General features: G+C 42.8%; 19 protein-coding genes and 1 riboswitch. Of the genes, 10 read left to right on the top strand and 9 right to left on the bottom strand.

All coding sequences use genetic code 11. From position 1 onward, the window contains the following. Positions 1 to 3 precede the first annotated feature (3 nt). Positions 4 to 1,857: a bifunctional homocysteine S-methyltransferase/methylenetetrahydrofolate reductase gene (locus tag EKM76_RS06040; RefSeq protein WP_125549791.1), complete on the bottom strand. Its 1,854-nt coding sequence runs from the start codon at positions 1,855 to 1,857 to the stop codon at positions 4 to 6. A gap of 95 nt (positions 1,858 to 1,952) precedes the next feature. Next, a complete protein-coding gene (metE, locus tag EKM76_RS06035; RefSeq protein ID WP_125549790.1) occupies positions 1,953 to 4,241 on the bottom strand; it encodes a 5-methyltetrahydropteroyltriglutamate--homocysteine S-methyltransferase in 2,289 nt (762 codons plus the stop codon). Positions 4,242 to 4,672: 431 nt separating this feature from the next. Between metE and EKM76_RS06030 the strand changes: the two genes are divergently transcribed. Further along, complete coding sequence (locus EKM76_RS06030) at positions 4,673 to 5,284, top strand: cadmium resistance transporter (protein ID WP_125549789.1); 612 nt, start codon at positions 4,673 to 4,675, stop codon at positions 5,282 to 5,284. Positions 5,285 to 5,429: 145 nt separating this feature from the next. Further along, positions 5,430 to 5,531, top strand: a riboswitch (SAM riboswitch). 88 nt (positions 5,532 to 5,619) lie between these two features. After that, entirely contained in the window at positions 5,620 to 5,769 is a 150-nt protein-coding gene (locus tag EKM76_RS13435; protein ID WP_164507607.1) for a hypothetical protein, read from the top strand. A 45-nt stretch (positions 5,770 to 5,814) separates the two neighbouring features. Here EKM76_RS13435 and EKM76_RS06025 read toward each other — a convergent pair whose 3' ends face one another. The 3 genes from EKM76_RS06025 to EKM76_RS06015 all read right to left on the bottom strand — a co-directional run bounded on the left by EKM76_RS06025 (position 5,815) and on the right by EKM76_RS06015 (position 7,723). Next, positions 5,815 to 6,009: an LBP_cg2779 family protein gene (locus EKM76_RS06025; protein ID WP_125549788.1), complete on the bottom strand. Its 195-nt coding sequence runs from the start codon at positions 6,007 to 6,009 to the stop codon at positions 5,815 to 5,817. Between the two features lie 77 nt (positions 6,010 to 6,086). Beyond that, positions 6,087 to 7,025 carry a ferrochelatase gene (gene hemH / locus EKM76_RS06020; protein WP_125549787.1) on the bottom strand — a complete coding sequence of 313 codons (939 nt, stop codon included), beginning with the start codon at positions 7,023 to 7,025 and terminating at the stop codon, positions 6,087 to 6,089. A 17-nt stretch (positions 7,026 to 7,042) separates the two neighbouring features. Then, positions 7,043 to 7,723 carry a class A sortase gene (locus tag EKM76_RS06015; RefSeq protein ID WP_125549786.1) on the bottom strand — a complete coding sequence of 227 codons (681 nt, stop codon included), beginning with the start codon at positions 7,721 to 7,723 and terminating at the stop codon, positions 7,043 to 7,045. A 417-nt stretch (positions 7,724 to 8,140) separates the two neighbouring features. Between EKM76_RS06015 and EKM76_RS06010 the strand changes: the two genes are divergently transcribed. Continuing rightward, a complete protein-coding gene (locus EKM76_RS06010; protein ID WP_125549785.1) occupies positions 8,141 to 8,986 on the top strand; it encodes a sulfite exporter TauE/SafE family protein in 846 nt (281 codons plus the stop codon). Next, complete coding sequence (locus tag EKM76_RS06005) at positions 8,986 to 9,366, top strand: DUF1634 domain-containing protein (RefSeq protein WP_125549784.1); 381 nt, start codon at positions 8,986 to 8,988, stop codon at positions 9,364 to 9,366. The genes EKM76_RS06010 and EKM76_RS06005 overlap by 1 nt, the downstream gene beginning before the upstream one ends. Positions 9,367 to 9,408: 42 nt before the next feature. On the opposite strand, the gene EKM76_RS06000 is transcribed toward EKM76_RS06005, so the two are convergent. The 4 genes from EKM76_RS06000 to EKM76_RS05985 form a co-directional block, all read right to left on the bottom strand. Beyond that, positions 9,409 to 10,257, bottom strand: a complete 849-nt coding sequence (locus tag EKM76_RS06000; protein WP_125549783.1) for an aldo/keto reductase — start codon at positions 10,255 to 10,257, stop codon at positions 9,409 to 9,411. 52 nt (positions 10,258 to 10,309) lie between these two features. Next, the gene (locus tag EKM76_RS05995) at positions 10,310 to 11,128 is read right to left on the bottom strand and encodes a Cof-type HAD-IIB family hydrolase (protein ID WP_125549782.1); all 819 of its coding nucleotides are present in this window, start codon (positions 11,126 to 11,128) and stop codon (positions 10,310 to 10,312) included. A 143-nt stretch (positions 11,129 to 11,271) separates the two neighbouring features. Next, positions 11,272 to 11,637, bottom strand: coding sequence for an iron-sulfur cluster biosynthesis family protein (locus EKM76_RS05990; protein ID WP_125549781.1), 366 nt, complete (start codon positions 11,635 to 11,637; stop codon positions 11,272 to 11,274). A gap of 106 nt (positions 11,638 to 11,743) precedes the next feature. Further along, positions 11,744 to 12,274: a helix-turn-helix domain-containing protein gene (locus tag EKM76_RS05985; RefSeq protein WP_125549780.1), complete on the bottom strand. Its 531-nt coding sequence runs from the start codon at positions 12,272 to 12,274 to the stop codon at positions 11,744 to 11,746. 130 nt (positions 12,275 to 12,404) lie between these two features. Between EKM76_RS05985 and EKM76_RS05980 the strand changes: the two genes are divergently transcribed. The 6 genes from EKM76_RS05980 (at position 12,405) to EKM76_RS05955 (ending at position 16,826) form a co-directional block, all read left to right on the top strand. Next, on the top strand, positions 12,405 to 12,638 hold the full coding sequence (locus tag EKM76_RS05980) for a hypothetical protein (protein WP_125549779.1): 234 nt from the start codon (positions 12,405 to 12,407) through the stop codon (positions 12,636 to 12,638). A gap of 121 nt (positions 12,639 to 12,759) precedes the next feature. Further along, entirely contained in the window at positions 12,760 to 13,446 is a 687-nt protein-coding gene (locus EKM76_RS05975) for a hypothetical protein (protein ID WP_125549778.1), read from the top strand. A 298-nt stretch (positions 13,447 to 13,744) separates the two neighbouring features. Next, on the top strand, positions 13,745 to 13,981 hold the full coding sequence (locus EKM76_RS05970; RefSeq protein ID WP_125549777.1) for a FeoA family protein: 237 nt from the start codon (positions 13,745 to 13,747) through the stop codon (positions 13,979 to 13,981). After that, positions 13,978 to 15,975 (top strand): ferrous iron transport protein B, encoded by a 1,998-nt coding sequence (feoB, locus tag EKM76_RS05965; RefSeq protein WP_125549776.1) that lies wholly within the window; start codon positions 13,978 to 13,980, stop codon positions 15,973 to 15,975. Before EKM76_RS05970 ends, feoB begins: the two co-directional genes overlap by 4 nt. Before the next feature lie 42 nt (positions 15,976 to 16,017). Next, positions 16,018 to 16,182, top strand: coding sequence for a FeoB-associated Cys-rich membrane protein (locus EKM76_RS05960; protein ID WP_125549775.1), 165 nt, complete (start codon positions 16,018 to 16,020; stop codon positions 16,180 to 16,182). A 185-nt stretch (positions 16,183 to 16,367) separates the two neighbouring features. Next, on the top strand, positions 16,368 to 16,826 hold the full coding sequence (locus EKM76_RS05955; RefSeq protein WP_125549774.1) for a MarR family winged helix-turn-helix transcriptional regulator: 459 nt from the start codon (positions 16,368 to 16,370) through the stop codon (positions 16,824 to 16,826). The last annotated feature ends 161 nt before the right edge of the window (positions 16,827 to 16,987 follow it).

Genomic DNA, 16,987 nt, shown 5'->3' with positions numbered 1-16,987 from the left:
TTTTCATACCGTTACCGTATTCTTTGCCTGCACGTAATTCAATAATTCCAACGAAATTTCGTGATGCCGTAATGGTGTGTTGATGTGAACGCCGTTAAAATCAGCGCAGATCGCGTCAATCGTTTCTTTAGCAATTTGCAAGCCCACTTCGCGTTCATTACCATCCACTTCCGCTTGCTGCATTCGTGCTAGCGTATCATCTGCTAAACGAATTCCCGGGACTTCATGATGCAGAAAGTTAGCATTACGGAAGGAAAGTAGCGGCATAACACCGACAAAAATTGGCGTGGTGATTTCTTGTTCATCCAGCGCTAAGCGTAAAGCGTGGATTTTTTCAACATCAAAAATCGGCTGCGTGATAATAAAATCAGCACCATAGTCTGTTTTGCGGGTGATCATTTTACATGCACGCTCAACGTTGCGAACATTCGGGTTAAAGGCGCCGCCAACCGCAAAGTTAGTTTTTTCTTGTAAATTACGGCCAGTCGGTGAAATGCCGTCGTTGAACTTTTTGATCATTTGCATTAATTCAACTGAATGTAGATCATAGACTGAAGTCGCGCCGGGTAAATCGCCGACCTTAGCTGGATCACCGGTGATCACCAGAATATTAGAAATACCTAGTGTGTGCAGACCCATAATTTCTGACTGTAAACCAATTAAATTATGATCGCGGGTCGTCAAGTGCACTAGCGGCGTGATGCCGTACTGGTATTTTAGTTGTGCCGCCAACGCTACATTACTGATCGTCGGATTGGCTAGTGGCCCATCAGACAAGGTGATCGCACCGACCCCTGCTTGACTTAATTCCTGTGCGCCACGGAAAAATTTGGTAGTGGCAAAAGTCTTGGGTGGATCAAGTTCAACCAATGCAACTTTTTCATGCTGCACGCGTTGCAAAAAATCATGTTGCTGTGGATCAGCTGCGGTTGGTGCCGCAACTGTCGCTTGTGGCGCCACTTTTTTAGTGGTTACCGGTTGTCGCGACTGCAATCCTGCAACTAGACCTTTAATATGTGCTGGCGTCGTGCCACAACAGCCACCGATCAAATGCGCACCCTGCTGTCGGAAAGTATCACTGTAGTTCTCAAAGTATTCCGCAGGACTATCATAAACAGTTTTACCATCCTGAACGTCGGGTAACCCAGCGTTAGGATAGATCGCCAAAGCAGCATTTTCCGGTAGCGCAACACTCTCAAAAGCACGCCGCATGTTGTACGGACCTAAACGACAATTAGCGCCGACCACGTCTGCCCCTAGTGTCACTAACGCTTGTAACGCTGTATTAAGTGGTGTGCCATCTTGCAGCACACCAGGCTCGTACATAGTCACATTGGCCACTATCGGCAGATCAGTCAGCTTGCGGACGATTTTCAATGCGCGTTTCAATTCGTCGATATCGTAATAAGTTTCCAGTAAAATACCATCGATTGCTTGGGTGTTCAGTAAGTATTCTGCCTGTTCTTGTACGCCAGCATCGATTTCTTCCGCCGTTAAGGGTTCGATCTCCGTATCGGTAACTCCGGCGATCCCGCCAATCGTGCCTAAAACATAAACAGTATGTTCGGCAGCGATTTGCGCTGTATGCGCCAAGCTGACTGCTGCCTCGTTGATAGCCTTAGTCTTGTCCGCTAAGCCGTAACGATTAAGTTTGATTCGATTGGCAGCATAAGTATTAGTTTGGATCACATCCGCGCCGGCGGCAATATATGCTTGATGAATTTTGAGAATATCGCCACCATGAGTTAAATTCAAACCTTCAAACGCTGAATCCACACCATATTGACTATAAAGTAGCGTCCCCATTGCGCCATCGGCAATTAATACTTGCTGCTGTAATGCTTCCTTGAAACTCATCCTTGGTCCCCCTTTCTTAACTGGTTCCGTAAAATAATGCTTACCAAATGGACACGTGTTGTAAAAGACAACTCATTGCGCCCAACGACACTTTCCTATTCAGTCACGCCTAATTTAGCGCGTACATTATTACGTGCTTGCACCATGTTACGCAAAGCAGCAATCGTTTCTGGTTCTTTACGTGTTTTCAAACCACAATCTGGATTGATCCAAAATTGGTGAATATCAATAACTTGCAACGCCCGATCAATATTTTGTTCGATTTCTTCAACCGATGGTACGCGTGGACTATGAATATCATAAACACCCAGACCAATTTGCTTGTCGTACTTAGTTTGTTCAAAGGCCTTAATACTCTCACCATGTGAGCGCGAAGATTCGATCGAAATAACGTCAGCATCCAATGCGCTAATAGCTGGCAAAATATCCTCGAAGTCGGAATAGCACATATGCGTATGGATCTGGGTTTCATCTTTGACGCCAGTCGTCGTGATCTTAAAAGCCTTAACAGCATTGGCTAAATAATCGGCACGATAGCGTGGCTTCAATGGTAACCCTTCACGCAACGCTGGTTCATCAACTTGAATAATTTTGATACCAGCGGCTTCCAGTGCTTGAACTTCATGGCGTAGGGCCAAGCCAATTTGATCAGCGACAATATTTTTAGCTAAATCATCACGAACAAAGCTCCAGTTAATGATCGTAACGGCAGAAGTTAACATCCCTTTGACTAACTTGCTGGTTTGCTCTTGAGCAAAAACTGTATCGCGGACAGTGATTGGTTCAGTCCATTGCACATCACCGAAAACAACTGGCGGCTTAACGCCACGGGAACCGTAGCTTTGGACCCAACCATTTTGCGTCGTGGTGAAACCTTTTAATTTCTGACCAAAATATTCAACCATATCAGTTCGTTCAAATTCACCATGGACCAACACATCAATATCCAGATCTTCTTGAATTTTGAGCCAACGCTTGGCTTCTTGATCCAAGAAAGCTTGATAGTCAGTCGTAGATAAGTCGCCTTTACGCCAAGCTTTACGCTGAGCACGAACTTCGGCTGACTGAGGAAAACTACCAATTGTCGTCGTTGGTAACAGTGGTAAGTTCAAAACTTGTTGCGCCTTAACTCGCTCTGGATAAGCTGATCGGCGTTCAGTTGGCGCTGCTAATATTTCTTTGACCGCTTGAGCCACAGCTGGATTATTACGATGTTCTGAGTGATTTAATTGGTCCAACGCGGTTTGGCTTGCCTGTAGCTCAGCTGTGACATCATCGCCATTAGCTGCATGAGTCAAAGTAACGATTTCAGCCAATTTTTGGTCCGCAAAGGCTAAGCCATTTTTGATCACAGAGTCAAGTTTGTTTTCATTAGCCGTCGTAATTGGGACGTGTAACAACGAGTTAGAGGGCTGCAACCATAATTGCGCACTCGCTACGTTCTCACGTAATTGGTCGATCAATTCTTGTTTCCCGGTTAAATCACTGCGCCAAATATTACGACCATCAATGACACCAGCCGCTAAGACTTTAGTTTCAGGGAAACCATGTTCCTGTAACGCTTTTAAATTTTCGCCATGGTCATGAACAAAATCAAGGCCCAAACCTTCAGCTGGCAAATTAACGATTTCAGTATAATAATCCACCGCAGCAAAATACGTTTGCACGAGAACATTAACGTCTGGGGCAACTTCATGCAAAATTTCCAAAGCATGCCGATACAAATCAAGCTCAGCTTTATCAGTTGTAACTAGGGTTGGTTCGTCAAGTTGCACCCACTTAGCGCCAGCTGCTGCTAATTCACGGAAGATTTGTACATAAAGTGGCAATAATTCGTCTAGTAATTGGGATAAAAGTTCCCCACGCACATAGTCGTCATTAACTTTACTTAATTTTAGGAAACTAACTGGGCCTAAAATAACTGGCTTGCCATCGATTCCAAGTTCAGCTTTTGCTTCGTTGTAATATGTTAGCCAACGGTTATCCAATAATTTGAACTGGACGTGATCAAGTTCAGGCACAATGTAATGATAATTGGTGTTGAACCATTTCGTCATTTCTGCAGCCACCGCGTCCTTAGTCCCGCGGGCAACACTATAATAATCGATGAGACTTAATTTTTCGTTGAACTGACCAAAACGTTGCGGGACAGCGCCAAAAGCAGCCGCAGCATCCAACACATGATCGTAATTTGAATAGTCAGCAACGGGAATTAGATCAATGCCTGCTGTTTGTTGTTTCTTGAGATTGGCCAAGCGTAAAGCCTTCGTTTGCGCCGTAAATTCAGCTTCAGTGATCTTATGACTCCATAAATGCTCCAACAAGAATTTCCATTCCCGTTTTTCACCTAATCGTGGATAACCTTGATTACTACTTTTTACCATATTCTCTCATCCTCTCATAATTAACGATACAAAAAAAGCGCCATCCAATGTATAACAAAGGACGACGCTTCTGCGTTCGCGGTACCACCTTATTTTTCCAACACTTCACAGTGCTAGACTCTACCAGTACGTTGCACAAGCAACAGACTGAGGTGCTATATCGGGCACAACCGTTGTCGGCTAACTGATGCTCGCTAACAAACGCTCGGAGTTCATCTTCATCACTGATGCGCCATTCCTTTACACTATCCGGAACTCTCTGTCGGCTTTCTCAGCAATTACTCTTCTTGTCTTAACGTTCTCATTTATTTTTAATCATTGGCTAGATATTATCATCATAATTTGTGCTTGTCAACACCAAAAGTTGACTGATCAATTATGAGTTTGCTGTAAAACCCGTTATAATAGAGGCATTACAGGGGGCACACTTTATGCTAAAAACAATTCTCACCGCTATTATTCTCTACGCCTCAACTGCATTAGATCTACTGGTCATTTTAATGCTACTTTTTTCAAAATATCCTGGCCGTAATACGCGGCGTAGCATTTATATTGGTCAGTATATCGGTTCACTTAGTCTCATCGGTATTAGTCTATTTTTTGCGTTCGTGCTTCATTATGTCCCACAAAAATGGCTATTAGGCTTTTTAGGTTTGATCCCAATTGCTTTTGCTATAAAATATTTGATCAGCGACGAAGACGAAGCCGCGGCAGTCAATGAAAAATTAGATCAACGGCGCAATAAAAGTTTAATTACCACCGTTGCTATCACGACCATTGCTTCCTGTGGTGCTGATAATATCGGCCTATTCGTACCCTATTTTGTTTCATTGCGCTTAGTCGCACTGCTCGTCACCCTGTTAATTTTCATTATCTGTATTTACCTACTGGTTACTCTAGGTGAAAAATTTGCCCACATTAGCTTTGTCAAAATTTTCCTAGCCAGCTATGGGAATTGGATCATGGCGCTGATCTACATTGGCATTGGCGCTATGGTGATTTGGGAAGGTGGCACACTCCAACATTTCAGCACTTTATTCTGACCTACTGGCAAAAATTCACTCCCATTTATTTCCATATTTAACTGTTATTTAAAATAAGCTACACTTGATCTGTTTAGTTCCTGCGAAATAGTTAGCGCTTGCATTTTAAAACAAAACTTGCTACACTAACAGTGAAATTAAGAACGTCTTATCCAGAGTGCTTGAGGGACCTGGCCCATCGACAGCACAGCAACCTACTGCAAAGCAAGGTGCTAATTCCAGCAGCAATCAGCTGATTAGATAAGGAGCACAACGTAGAAATTCCAGCGCTTCTTTCAGCTAAGGCTAAAGGGGCGTTTTTATTTTCAACCATTAATTGATTGGAGGAATTTATTATGCGTTTAGTTGAAGAAAATTTCCGGCAACAGATCACCGGACGGACTGACAAGAAAATCAATAACGATGTCACTGCACATTTGATCCAGCAAGCCCTTAAGGCAGCATTAATTGCTCACGACCAGACGAAAAAAGTCAGCGATAAATAATTAAAAAACGTAGAACCAAAGGAAATTTCCTTCAGTTCTACGTTTTTATTTACCCTTAATGTAATCTTGAATTCGCTTAACGTCGTCTTCCGGTGGTGTCATCTCCATCGCTTTTATGGCGTGAATATGTTCTACCGAAACATGACTACTAAATGCTAGTTCATTATCAGTTTGATCGTGACGTTTTTGATACTGAATAATCTGTTCAGCCAACGCACTTAATTCTCGCGATTCACTCATGTCAATGCACCATCCTTCATTAATTAACGTCATATATCTAATTTAAGTGTACCACAATCATATCTAATTGGTCATGGTTACCGCTGCGCTAATGCCACCAATACTTGAGTAAAGGTGGCACTCCCATTAAACGGATGTAAGTAGGTAAAAAGTCGACCACCACTTTGCCTAAAATACTCACGGTTTTCGTGATCAATTTCCTGCAGGGTCTCTAAACAATCAGCGATGAAACCTGGCGTGATCACCAATACCCGTTTCGCCCCTTGCTGCGGTAAAGTTTGTAGCACCTGCGCCGTTGCCGGTCGCAACCACTGACTAGGACCAAATTTGGATTGGTATGATTGAATATACGGCACCTCCCCAACCAATGCCATCACCTGCTGTGTTGTTGCTGTACATTGCTGCGGATACGGATCACCATTATCAGCGTATTTTTGTGGGATACCATGATATGAAAAAACGATTTGATCATAATTAGCCTGCCGCAGCGCCCGCTTGATCTGGTTAGCTAGCGCTTGAATGTAGCGCGGCTCCTGATAAAAAGAACTCACAAAATGCAACTGCGGCTGTGCGGCTGCCTGCATGTAATAGGCGGCAACCTGATCAAAGACTGAACCAACAGTCGTGCTTGAATATTGCGGGTACAGTGGGATCACAGTAAGATCCGTCACCTTCAACGCTTGCATTTCTTTAAGCACGGTTACCACAGTTGGCGCGCTATAACACATCGCGTAACGCACAACTTGGTCTGGCAATAAAGCCTGCAACTGTTGCGTTTGCTTCTGTGTGTACAATAATAACGGTGAACCTTGCTTTGTCCAAATTTTACGGTATAAAGCAGCAGAGCGGTGCGGCCGCGTCGGTAAGATCATCCCGTGTAAAATCGGTAACCAGACAGCACGCGGTAAATCAATCACCCGGCTATCAGCTAAAAACCGGCTTAAATACGCACGCACAGCTGGTGTCGTTGGTGTTTCCGGCGTTCCTAAATTAACCAGTAAAACTCCCTTTTTCACGTTAATACCTGCCCTTATTATTTACTAAATAGCTGTAAATTCGTTTTTGTTGCTTTGGCTGTAGTAACCAGCTTGCCTTGTACCGCAAGTCGATTGACCCCACCATCCGCACAAGTGATCAACGTGATCAATTTTTTACCGGGTACATCATCGATCAATTCCGTTGCATAGGGATTGACTACTTTTTTCAAGGTCACCTTATATTGATAAACTTTAGTTAGATTCGTAATATAGATCGCCGCACCCATTTGAATATTGTCCAGTGGTGAAAAAAGGTTGGACCCATTGTTTAACATATAATGACCGGCTAAGGCATAGTTGCCTTTCCCCATTTTTTGATCGACCTTCATTGTCGCGCCACCGGTAGCTAAAGCATCATTAGATAGTCCCTTGACGATGGGCAAACGCATACCCACGCTAGGAATCGCTACTTTACCGATCGTCAAAACCCCGTTCTGATTGACAGCCGCGTGGGCGACTTCATTGACACCCAGTGATTTAACTTTATTAAAATTAAAGGTCGTTTTCTTTTTTGAATTGGCGGCAACTTTCTCTTTCGTCAACTGTTCGATCCGATTTTGTGCCATATTTTGGATGACCCAATTCTTGATCGGCTCATTAAAAACCAGCACTAAACCAACAATCAACAATATACCGATCACAATATTTATGATCCATCTACGTACTCGCTTTGACATCCAGGTCCACTGCCTTTCTACTTCACAATTAATGTTGATTATTAGTCAAACTCACTAATAATCACTGATGTTACGGTCGATGACCATTCAACACGGCGAAAAGCGCCTAGTTGAAACATGGCTCTACTTCACAATTAATGTTAATTATTAGCCAAACCCACTAATGATCACTGATGTTACGGTCGCTGAATTAAAAATTAGTGACCGAATTAATCCTCTTATATTGTACCAAAAAAATAACGATAACGTTACCAATTTTCAGACTCAGTTTACCATGTCGCTGATCAAAATTCTATTAACTTGATCAAATGAGGAAAGCAGCGCGTCATTAGTCTAATATGTTAAACTAGTCAGTGTCTTAAACGACGCTCAATAGTTGCTGCTCAACTAATCAAAGTTCAAAAAAGAGGTTTTGATATGCTACAAACTATATTGATCATTCTAGGTATCGGTATCTTAGCTGGTATCTTAGGCGCAATTCTCGGTATTGGCGGTGGTATTATTGTCACGCCGATCCTAACCTTAGGCTTCGGTCTTGATATCAAATACGCAATTGGCGCCAGTGTTATTTCCGTGATCGCCACCAGTTCCGGCGCGACTATCGCTTATATCAAAGATGACTTATTAAATTTGCGGGTAGCCATGTTTCTGGAAATCGCGACAACGGTTGGTGCGATCGTCGGCGCCCTGTTAGTCGGTATCGTGCAGCCTAACTTTTTATATGTGCTATTCGGCGGGTTATTACTTTTTTCTTCGTGGAATATGTACCGTAAACTACGCGCTGGCAGTGAAATTTTGCATAAAACGCAGCCTGATCCATTAGCGGAAAAATTACGGCTCAATAGCAGTTACTACGATAAAAATACGCAACAACAAGTCGATTATCAGGTGGAACATATTCCCGGTGGTCTTAGCGTAATGTTTGGCGCCGGTTTAGCCAGTGGTATGTTAGGCATTGGCAGTGGTCCATTTAAAGTGATGGCCATGGATACAGTTATGAAAATGCCACTAAAGCCATCTAGCGCAACCAGTAATTTGATGATGGGCGTTACGGCTGCGGCTAGTGCAACTGTTTATTTTTTTAACGGCGCTATTTTACCGCAAATTGCTGCGCCGCTGGCCGTGGGCGTCTTGATCGGTGCCACATTAGGCACACGAATCATGCAACGGCTCCCGGCTAAATGGATTCGCGTTATATTTGTTCCACTACTGCTTTACATCGGCGGTCAAATGATTCTTAAAGGATTTGGGGTGATCGCCTAATGCAGCCAGATAAAAAACAAACTAGCGCTGAAATGGCGCAAGTCGAAAAAATCATTGGTTTGATTTTGCAAATCGGTGTATTGGTTTCAGCGACGATCATTGGTTGCGGCTTGCTGCTCTTATTATTTACTGGTCACAGCGGTTATAGTGGCCAAAATTTCCCCACACATTTCGATACTATTTTTCAGGGCCTTTTACAACTAAAGCCATTCGCAATCATTATGTTGGGCTTATTCTGCTTGATTCTGACACCAGTTCTACGCGTGGCGGTATCAATTTACGCTTTCGCCAAAGAACGTGATCGACTTTACGTCATCATTACTAGTGCTGTGCTACTGATCCTGCTTTTCGGAATGGTATTAGGTTATCTGGATATTTAAAAAATGGGTCACCGACAAATAAATGTCAGTGGCCCATTAAATTTATTCTTGCGTCTTCTTCAGCCAAGCGGTATCGTCTGGATCGCGGCTTAGACGTTTATTCTGATCTAACTTAGCAATATCTTGCATTTCTTCATCAGTCAATGAGAAATCGAAAATATTTACATTTTCGGCTAATCGTTGTTCATGTGTTGACTTAGGAATAATGATCACGCCGCGGTCAATATGCCAGCGCAATACAATTTGTGCTGTGGACTTACCATATTTTTTCGCAATTTTAGTCAACACTGGATCAACTAAAATATCACTTTTACCCTGACCTAATGGCCCCCAAGCTTCGTGCGCGATCTGATGATTAGTCAAATAACGATGCAGCTCTTTTTGCTGGAAAATTGGGTGGGTCTCGATTTGGTTGACCACTGGCACTACGTCCGAATGTGCCATTAAGTCATCTAAATGGTGCGGCTGAAAGTTAGAAACACCGATTGCCCGAATCTTACCTTCATGATATAAATCGGTCATCGCTCGCCAAGCTTCTAGGTAACCATCGGCTGGCCAATGAATTAGGTATAGATCCAAATAGTCTAAGCCTAAGCGTTCAAGGCTGGCAGCAAAGGCCGCTTTAGTGCCTTCATAACCTCGATCAGAATTCCAGAGTTTCGAAGTCACAAAAAGCGCTTCCCGTGGTACGCCACTTTCCTTGATTGCTTCTCCGACCCACTGCTCATTTTGATAGATCATTGCCGTATCAATTAAGCGATAGCCATCTGCTAATGCCCACTTGATTGAATTTTTAATGTCGGCGGCGTTATCCACCTTGAACACGCCTAAGCCAAACTGTGGCATTTTAACCCCATTATTTAAAGTCACTTGCGGAATTGTTTGTCCCATCATATAACATCCCTTCTAATTAAATTGATCCAGCTTCAGCATAACTAATTAATTAATGCAGCGCAAACTTTTCAATTGCTTCGGCCACACCGCTATGCGCATGATCCGCAGTGGTCACGTAGTCGGCGGCTGCTTTAACTTCTGCGGTGCCGTTTTGAACACTGACGCCTAATCCAGCCGCTTTGATCATCGCTAAATCGTTACTATTGTCCCCTAGCGCCATAATTTCTGCAGTAGTGATCCCTAATTTAGCTGCCAACTGTAGCGTCGCCTTACCTTTATCCGCCGCTACATGATTGAATTCAACATACCGACCGGAAGAAAAAGTCGTTGCCAGCGGCGTTGCCACTTGTGGCGGAATTGATTCAGCCAACGCCTGGCGCTTGGCGGGATCATCATCCTGCAAAAGGATTTTCATTAACGGCTGGTCACGCAGAAACGCTAAGCTATCATCAGTCACCGCCTCATACTGAACCCCGCGCTGATCTAAATATTGCTGTTCACTGGCGCTAGGCTGCCAAACATACAAATGTTCCAACGTATAAATATGACCACTGACCCGTTCGCTCCGTGCGATATCGTAGATCTGTTTAATAGTCGCAAAATCTAACGGATTAGTTGCCAACACTTGGTTCCCAGCATTTTCAACAATAGCACCACCATTATAAGCAATCACAAATTGATCTGATTGTTTGGCTAAACCTAATTGCTGCAGATCATCTTGAATCGATAAAAAACTGCGCCCAGTATTCGGCACAAAATGGCCACCTTGCGCCACAAAAGCCTTGATTGCTTGCTCATTTTCTTTAGAAATGTGGGCTTCACGATCCAACAGTGTTTCATCCAAGTCACATACAATTAATTTATACATTACTCATCCTCCAAAAAAATTGATCCGCTTTCATAAACTTAATCATAGCATAAATTCGAGTCACACCAACCGCTACAACAAAATTTAACTGCAGACGCAAAAATGGCCGCCTAAAGCAGCCATTTTTAAAAACTATTTTTGAACTAAGCCTTAATTTCTTTAGCAATATCGACGATGTTAACGTTAGGATCCATTTGTTCACTTTCGCTAAAGAGACCTAAAGTATTAAGCCGTGGATTAACGTCCATGCGCATGTCTTGATCTAAATATTGGGTAGAATATGGTTTAATATGCAATGAACCAACAGTGCTATCAAGTATTCCCGAATAGTCAGCACTGATATCAGTATCTTGGTCGACCACTAATAAGCGGTAGCTCAGATTCAAAGCGCAGGAACCCACCTTAGAGTATTCACCCACCCCATCATCAAGATCTAAGATAATTTTTTTATCAGTGGTTAGATATTTAGCCAACTTCTGTTGTGCTGCATCTGTAATTGTTAAAAACATCTGACTTCCTCCATTCTCTCAACTGTAACGGTAAAATTCGGAATGACTCACTTTCAGATCACAACTACAGTGTATCCAACCAAATTATTGGCCGCAAACATTTTGCTCAATTCATATTCAGATGGTACTGCCTGGCTAGCCGGCGTTGTAATAGCTCTGCTTGTAGCAGCGGAATCGCGCTGGCAATAATTTGCTGTCGATCAGCTTGAATCAATACTAAATTGGCAACATCCGCTTTGACCGGTGCCGTCTTGACTCGTAGCTGATCAGTGGTACTTAATTGTAGCCGATCTAAATTAGCTTCAGCATGCGCCAATTCAACTCGGTCGATCGCTAAATTTTCATCTTTCCATGTTGTTGGTAACTCAACGTCAGCAATTGACTGATGCCCAGTTGTACTGTCGATCCAACCTAACTTCAAATCAAGTCCCGCCGCCATTTTAGATAAGGTTTTTAATGTCGGTAAATATTCTAAATTCTCCACTCGTGCAATCATTGCTGGCGTCATATTAGTTTTGTCGGCTAAATCTTCACGGGAAATTCCTCTTTGTTCACGTAGTTTCACTAGTTGCGCCGCAAGTTCTAAAATATTCTCTTGCCGCCTGCTCAAACCCTCAATGCCGGAAACTTCTGCCATCGAAAAGACCTCACTATATTATGAATTTCTGTTTAAGCGCTTACCATATTGTAACAGAAGTTAGCTACCTATGGAATTTTTTGACTAATCCTGTTACGCTAGAGCTAATTATCGAGAAGAGGTGCTCGCCATGATCTTAACATTGCTCTGCACGATCGGGTTTATTGTTATCGGAATTCTAACGACCTTCAAACTGAATAGTCTGGCTAGCCTAGTCGTGAACGTCGTTGCCTACTTTGCTTACTACTGTGCCTTGGAAATTGCTGGGCTGATCTCCGTGGGTAAAGCGGTTGCTGTCTTTTGCGGATTTAGTTTTGTCATTATCATGACCATCATCAGTTTCCACCGCCAGCGGCAAAGCTAAGCGCGCTGACATCAGAAATAGCTAAAAAGTCCCTGACAACCTGTAATTAGTGCGGTATAATTAATCAAGCGCCATTTCAAGCGCGCTTAACTTAGCAATTAATTAAAAAGGATGATTTTTAATGAAAAATGTTTCGGGTCAGGAATATCAAACGCCACGGCAAGCCGCTGATACATTAGATATCAGTCCGCAAACTTTGCGCGCTTATTCTGGGTTGGTTGAGAAAACAACTGGGCGTACTGATTACTTCCAACGCGATCAAAATAATGGCCGGCTATATTCAGCACAAAATATCACAGATCTAGCGCAGGTCAATCAGATAAAAAAAGAACATAGTAAAACTTTAAAAGACGCGATCAGCGAGGTCTTTGAGCAACAAATTATCAAGTCAGCAGAAGCGGCAGATTCGACCGCGGCAACCTTACCTACCGCGGCTGCCACCAGCGCCACACCGCAAGTAAGTGATGATAGTTTGGCGCCGATCCTTTATACGCTAAAACAACTAACTGATCAGAATGCGCAAGTAGTTACACAAATACAGCAGCTAAAAGAACAACTAGATGAAACAAATCATAATTACGAACACCTAGTAAAAGCAATTGAGGTTCGGAACACCAGCATGGATGTCGCCAGCCAAGCAGCTGCTACCAGTAGTGCAGCAGTTGTATCTAGCGCAGCATCGGCGACCAGCAACACTACTAGTCAAGCAGCTAAGCCAAATTCGGCCTCTAGCCTTTCAATGGCCAGTTCTTCGGCGATCACTGTTCCAAAGAAAAGTTTCTGGTCCCGGCTATTTAACCATGATTAATTAAAACAGCGAGCTACGGCAATCCAGCCGTAGCTTTTTTGTACGTTCAATTAAGCGCCGTCATTGAAAATACTGTGAATTAACCGATATTGCGGATTTTGCTCTTTGGATGACCCTTTATTTAGACTATGTACAATGTTACAAATGAGTTTCATTTTCAATTAGGACTGTCAAATCGAGCCTAAATAGCGTATCTTTAAGATAGAAAGCGCTATACGTATTATTTTTACATTTATCGAGAAAAATAGTTGATCAGCATTTTGCTGATCATTAATATATGTGTGGGGGAGTGATGAGCATGTGGTTTTCACAATTACATCAACAGCCAGAGACTTTTCACATTAACAATTTGCAGCTGCTTGATGCAAAAACTCAACATCGGTTAAAGGATCTTGGTCTAATTTATGGTAAAACAGTGACGATCATTCGCCGTTATCCATTTAATGGGCCAGTGGTGATCGCTTTTGATCATCAACAAGTTGGTCTGCGTAGTGAATTAGTTCGCTGTTTGCAGGGAGAGCAGGTGACTTTATGACCACTGTCGCCCTTTTTGGCAATCCCAACACAGGTAAGACTACCCTTTTTAATCGTTTAACTGATTCCTACGCTTATATGGGCAATTGGAGTGGTGTTACCGTTGAAAAAAAAGTCGGCATGATCAAGAACACGAACTTTGCAATTGTTGATCTACCAGGAATCTATTCGCTTAATCCACTAACTAAAGATGAAGCCGTTGCTACTAATTTCCTACTGACCGAGGATCAAGATATTATTCTTGATGTGGCCAATGCTTCCCAGCTAAAGCGTAATCTTTTGTTATCGATCGAACTATTAGAATATGGCAAACCAACGATCATTGCCCTGAATATGATCGACAGCTTACGCAAAATGGGTATTAGTTATAACCAACATATATTAGCGCAAGCTTTTGACTGTACCGTTCTTATGACTAACGCCCGCGGTAATAAGGGCACCCAGGAATTAAAACAGGAATTATTAGCTGAAGACCCCTGTCTGCCGGCAACTAATTTCGAATTACCTTATCCAAGTTCAGTCCAACAGGCAATTAAACAAGCAGTTAATCGTTTAACGCAAGACTACAACTTTGAACCCCATTATGCCAAATGGCTGGCAATTCAATTTATGAATGCGAATGATGCCGTAGTCACATTTGCGCAAGCCCAGGAATTACGGCCACTATTGGAACAAGCACCATACTACCAAGCGCAGCACTTTGAAGATAAGATCTATCAAGCGCGCTTAGCATTTATTGAAGCAACCTTAAAAACAGCGCGTGAGGCTGGCACTAGCCCCCGCGTCCGTGATATTACCGCTAAAATTGACCGTTTTGCAACACACCCGGTGCTTGGTTTACCAATTTTTATTGGTATTTTCTACTTAATGTTCAAACTCACCTTCGATTGGGTCGGGACGCCGTTATCTGATTTACTCGACGCTTTTGTCAGTGGTCCGTTATCGACTACGGCTGATCAGTGGCTGGTTGCCATTGGCGCGTTACCATTTCTCCGTTCACTGATCGTTAGTGGCCTGATTGCTGGTGTGGGCGGCGTCTTAGTTTTCATGCCGCAGATCTTCACACTTTTCGCCTGCATCTCCATTCTTGAGGATTCTGGCTATATGGCTCGGGCGGCGTTGGTGATGGACAAACTAATGTCTAAAGTCGGTTTAAACGGCAAGGCTTTTATTCCGCTGATCATTGGCTTCGGTTGTAATGTCCCTGGTATCATGGCGGCGCGCACTATTGAACAGCCTAAAGAACGCTTGATCACTACCTTGATCTCACCTTACATGAGTTGTTCAGCGCGCTTACCGATCTATAGTTTGTTCGTCGCCGCCTTTTTTGCCAAAAATCAGGCCATTGTAGTGTTGTCTCTATATTTCCTAGGCATCGTAGTCGCATTAGTTCTGGCAAAAATCTATCAAAAAGTATTCCGATCAGAATCTGAATCAGTTTTCATGATCGAGCTACCAGAATATCACTTACCGCAACCAGCTATTATTTGGCACGGTACTTGGGACAAGGGAAAAGGGTTCATCCATAAAGCAGGTACCGTTATTTTTGGTGGCACAGTTTTAATTTGGCTATTAAGTTATTTCGGTCCTACTGGTATCGCTAGTGATATCGGTCATAGCTTCACCGCCTTGATCGGACAATTTTTCTTACCGGTTTTCGCACCGATCGGCTTAGCTTCTTGGCAAGCTATCAGTGCGATGTTAACCGGGATCTTAGCCAAAGAAACGATTGGCGCTTCATTAATGGTGTTGTATCACACTTCAGGCCGTACAGTGCTCGTAGCTTCATTGGCGCATATGTTTACGCCATTAGCTGCTTATAGTTTCTTGGCTTTTATCTTGCTATATATCCCCTGCTTTGCAACGATTGCGGTTATTAAGGCAGAAACTGGCAGTTGGAAATGGGCTTGGTATTCTGTCGTCAGCAGCCTAGTGGTCGCCTACGTTGTTTCACTACTTATTTTTCAAGGCGGTTTATTACTAGGCCTACATTAAATTAAACTCTAAGCAATATATTCTAGAAAGAAGTGGATTTTTATGGCTTTATTCGTTAATATTTTGATTACCGCAGCCATCATTGGTTTAGCATTTTGGCAAATCGTCAAAGTTGTTCGCAGATCGAAACAAGGTAAATGCGCAGCTTGCGATTATAAATGTGAAGCCAAAAAAATGTCGCTGACCGCTAAACGGCGACCAAATTGATTGTTTATTTTATTAGTTAATAAGGGCCATCCCTAAATGATGGTCCTTTTTTGATTTAATTGTGCAAACCTACTGACTAAAGCAATATAATTGTGTAAAATGTATTAGGATACTACATTAAATGAGTTTTAGTCACTTTGTCACAAAATCGCGCTTTGTGACCGGCAATTTTGGGGGACATATTTATGACCAAGCCAATTCGCTTAGAAGAGCAGCTCTGCTTTTCACTGTACACAGCGCAAAAACAATATAACAAATACTATGCGACTGCGCTGGAACCTTTTCATCTAACCTATCCACAATACATTGTGCTATTAACCTTATGGGAACACGATACGTTGACCGTTAACGATCTCGGCCATTATCTTAATTTAGATAGTGGGACATTGACGCCACTGTTGAAACGACTTGAAAAAGATGATTGGGTCGAACGCCGCCGTGACAAAGTCGATGAGCGCCGGGTATTGATCTACCTGACGCAAAAAGCAATCGCGCAACGTGATGAAATTTTTGCACGGGTCAATAGCTGTCTGACGCAACTTAATTTCACATCAGAACAGTACGAATCATTGAAAAAAGAAGTTGATTTGATTACGGAACATTTACATCAATTCACTGAGAACAAGGATACTTTAAAGCTTTAACCAAAAAAATTCAAACCCAAATTGTCAAATCAAGTGCAACAGTATCGACCTATTCTTATAAATTGGTATAGTTAATCATCTAAATCAATGAATAGTTCACTGGCGCAGTTGTAGTTCAAGCTCCGACGTGGCCGGTGGTTAAGCGCGTCTTGGATTCCTTG

The sequence above is a fragment of the Loigolactobacillus zhaoyuanensis genome (assembly GCF_003946385.1).
GTDB lineage: Bacteria > Bacillota > Bacilli > Lactobacillales > Lactobacillaceae > Loigolactobacillus > Loigolactobacillus zhaoyuanensis.
This window is presented reverse-complemented; position numbering and strand designations above follow the sequence as displayed.

Coding starts and splice junctions, on each gene's coding strand:
- EKM76_RS06040 (WP_125549791.1), bottom strand. CDS start 1,857: ATGAGTTTCAAGGAAGCATTACAGCAGCAAGTATTAATTGCCGATGGC.
- metE (WP_125549790.1), bottom strand. CDS start 4,241: ATGGTAAAAAGTAGTAATCAAGGTTATCCACGATTAGGTGAAAAACGG.
- EKM76_RS06030 (WP_125549789.1), top strand. CDS start 4,673: ATGCTAAAAACAATTCTCACCGCTATTATTCTCTACGCCTCAACTGCA.
- EKM76_RS13435 (WP_164507607.1), top strand. CDS start 5,620: ATGCGTTTAGTTGAAGAAAATTTCCGGCAACAGATCACCGGACGGACT.
- EKM76_RS06025 (WP_125549788.1), bottom strand. CDS start 6,009: ATGAGTGAATCGCGAGAATTAAGTGCGTTGGCTGAACAGATTATTCAG.
- EKM76_RS06015 (WP_125549786.1), bottom strand. CDS start 7,723: ATGTCAAAGCGAGTACGTAGATGGATCATAAATATTGTGATCGGTATA.
- EKM76_RS06010 (WP_125549785.1), top strand. CDS start 8,141: ATGCTACAAACTATATTGATCATTCTAGGTATCGGTATCTTAGCTGGT.
- EKM76_RS06005 (WP_125549784.1), top strand. CDS start 8,986: ATGCAGCCAGATAAAAAACAAACTAGCGCTGAAATGGCGCAAGTCGAA.
- EKM76_RS06000 (WP_125549783.1), bottom strand. CDS start 10,257: ATGGGACAAACAATTCCGCAAGTGACTTTAAATAATGGGGTTAAAATG.
- EKM76_RS05995 (WP_125549782.1), bottom strand. CDS start 11,128: ATGTATAAATTAATTGTATGTGACTTGGATGAAACACTGTTGGATCGT.
- EKM76_RS05990 (WP_125549781.1), bottom strand. CDS start 11,637: ATGTTTTTAACAATTACAGATGCAGCACAACAGAAGTTGGCTAAATAT.
- EKM76_RS05985 (WP_125549780.1), bottom strand. CDS start 12,274: ATGGCAGAAGTTTCCGGCATTGAGGGTTTGAGCAGGCGGCAAGAGAAT.
- EKM76_RS05980 (WP_125549779.1), top strand. CDS start 12,405: ATGATCTTAACATTGCTCTGCACGATCGGGTTTATTGTTATCGGAATT.
- EKM76_RS05975 (WP_125549778.1), top strand. CDS start 12,760: ATGAAAAATGTTTCGGGTCAGGAATATCAAACGCCACGGCAAGCCGCT.
- EKM76_RS05970 (WP_125549777.1), top strand. CDS start 13,745: ATGTGGTTTTCACAATTACATCAACAGCCAGAGACTTTTCACATTAAC.
- feoB (WP_125549776.1), top strand. CDS start 13,978: ATGACCACTGTCGCCCTTTTTGGCAATCCCAACACAGGTAAGACTACC.
- EKM76_RS05960 (WP_125549775.1), top strand. CDS start 16,018: ATGGCTTTATTCGTTAATATTTTGATTACCGCAGCCATCATTGGTTTA.
- EKM76_RS05955 (WP_125549774.1), top strand. CDS start 16,368: ATGACCAAGCCAATTCGCTTAGAAGAGCAGCTCTGCTTTTCACTGTAC.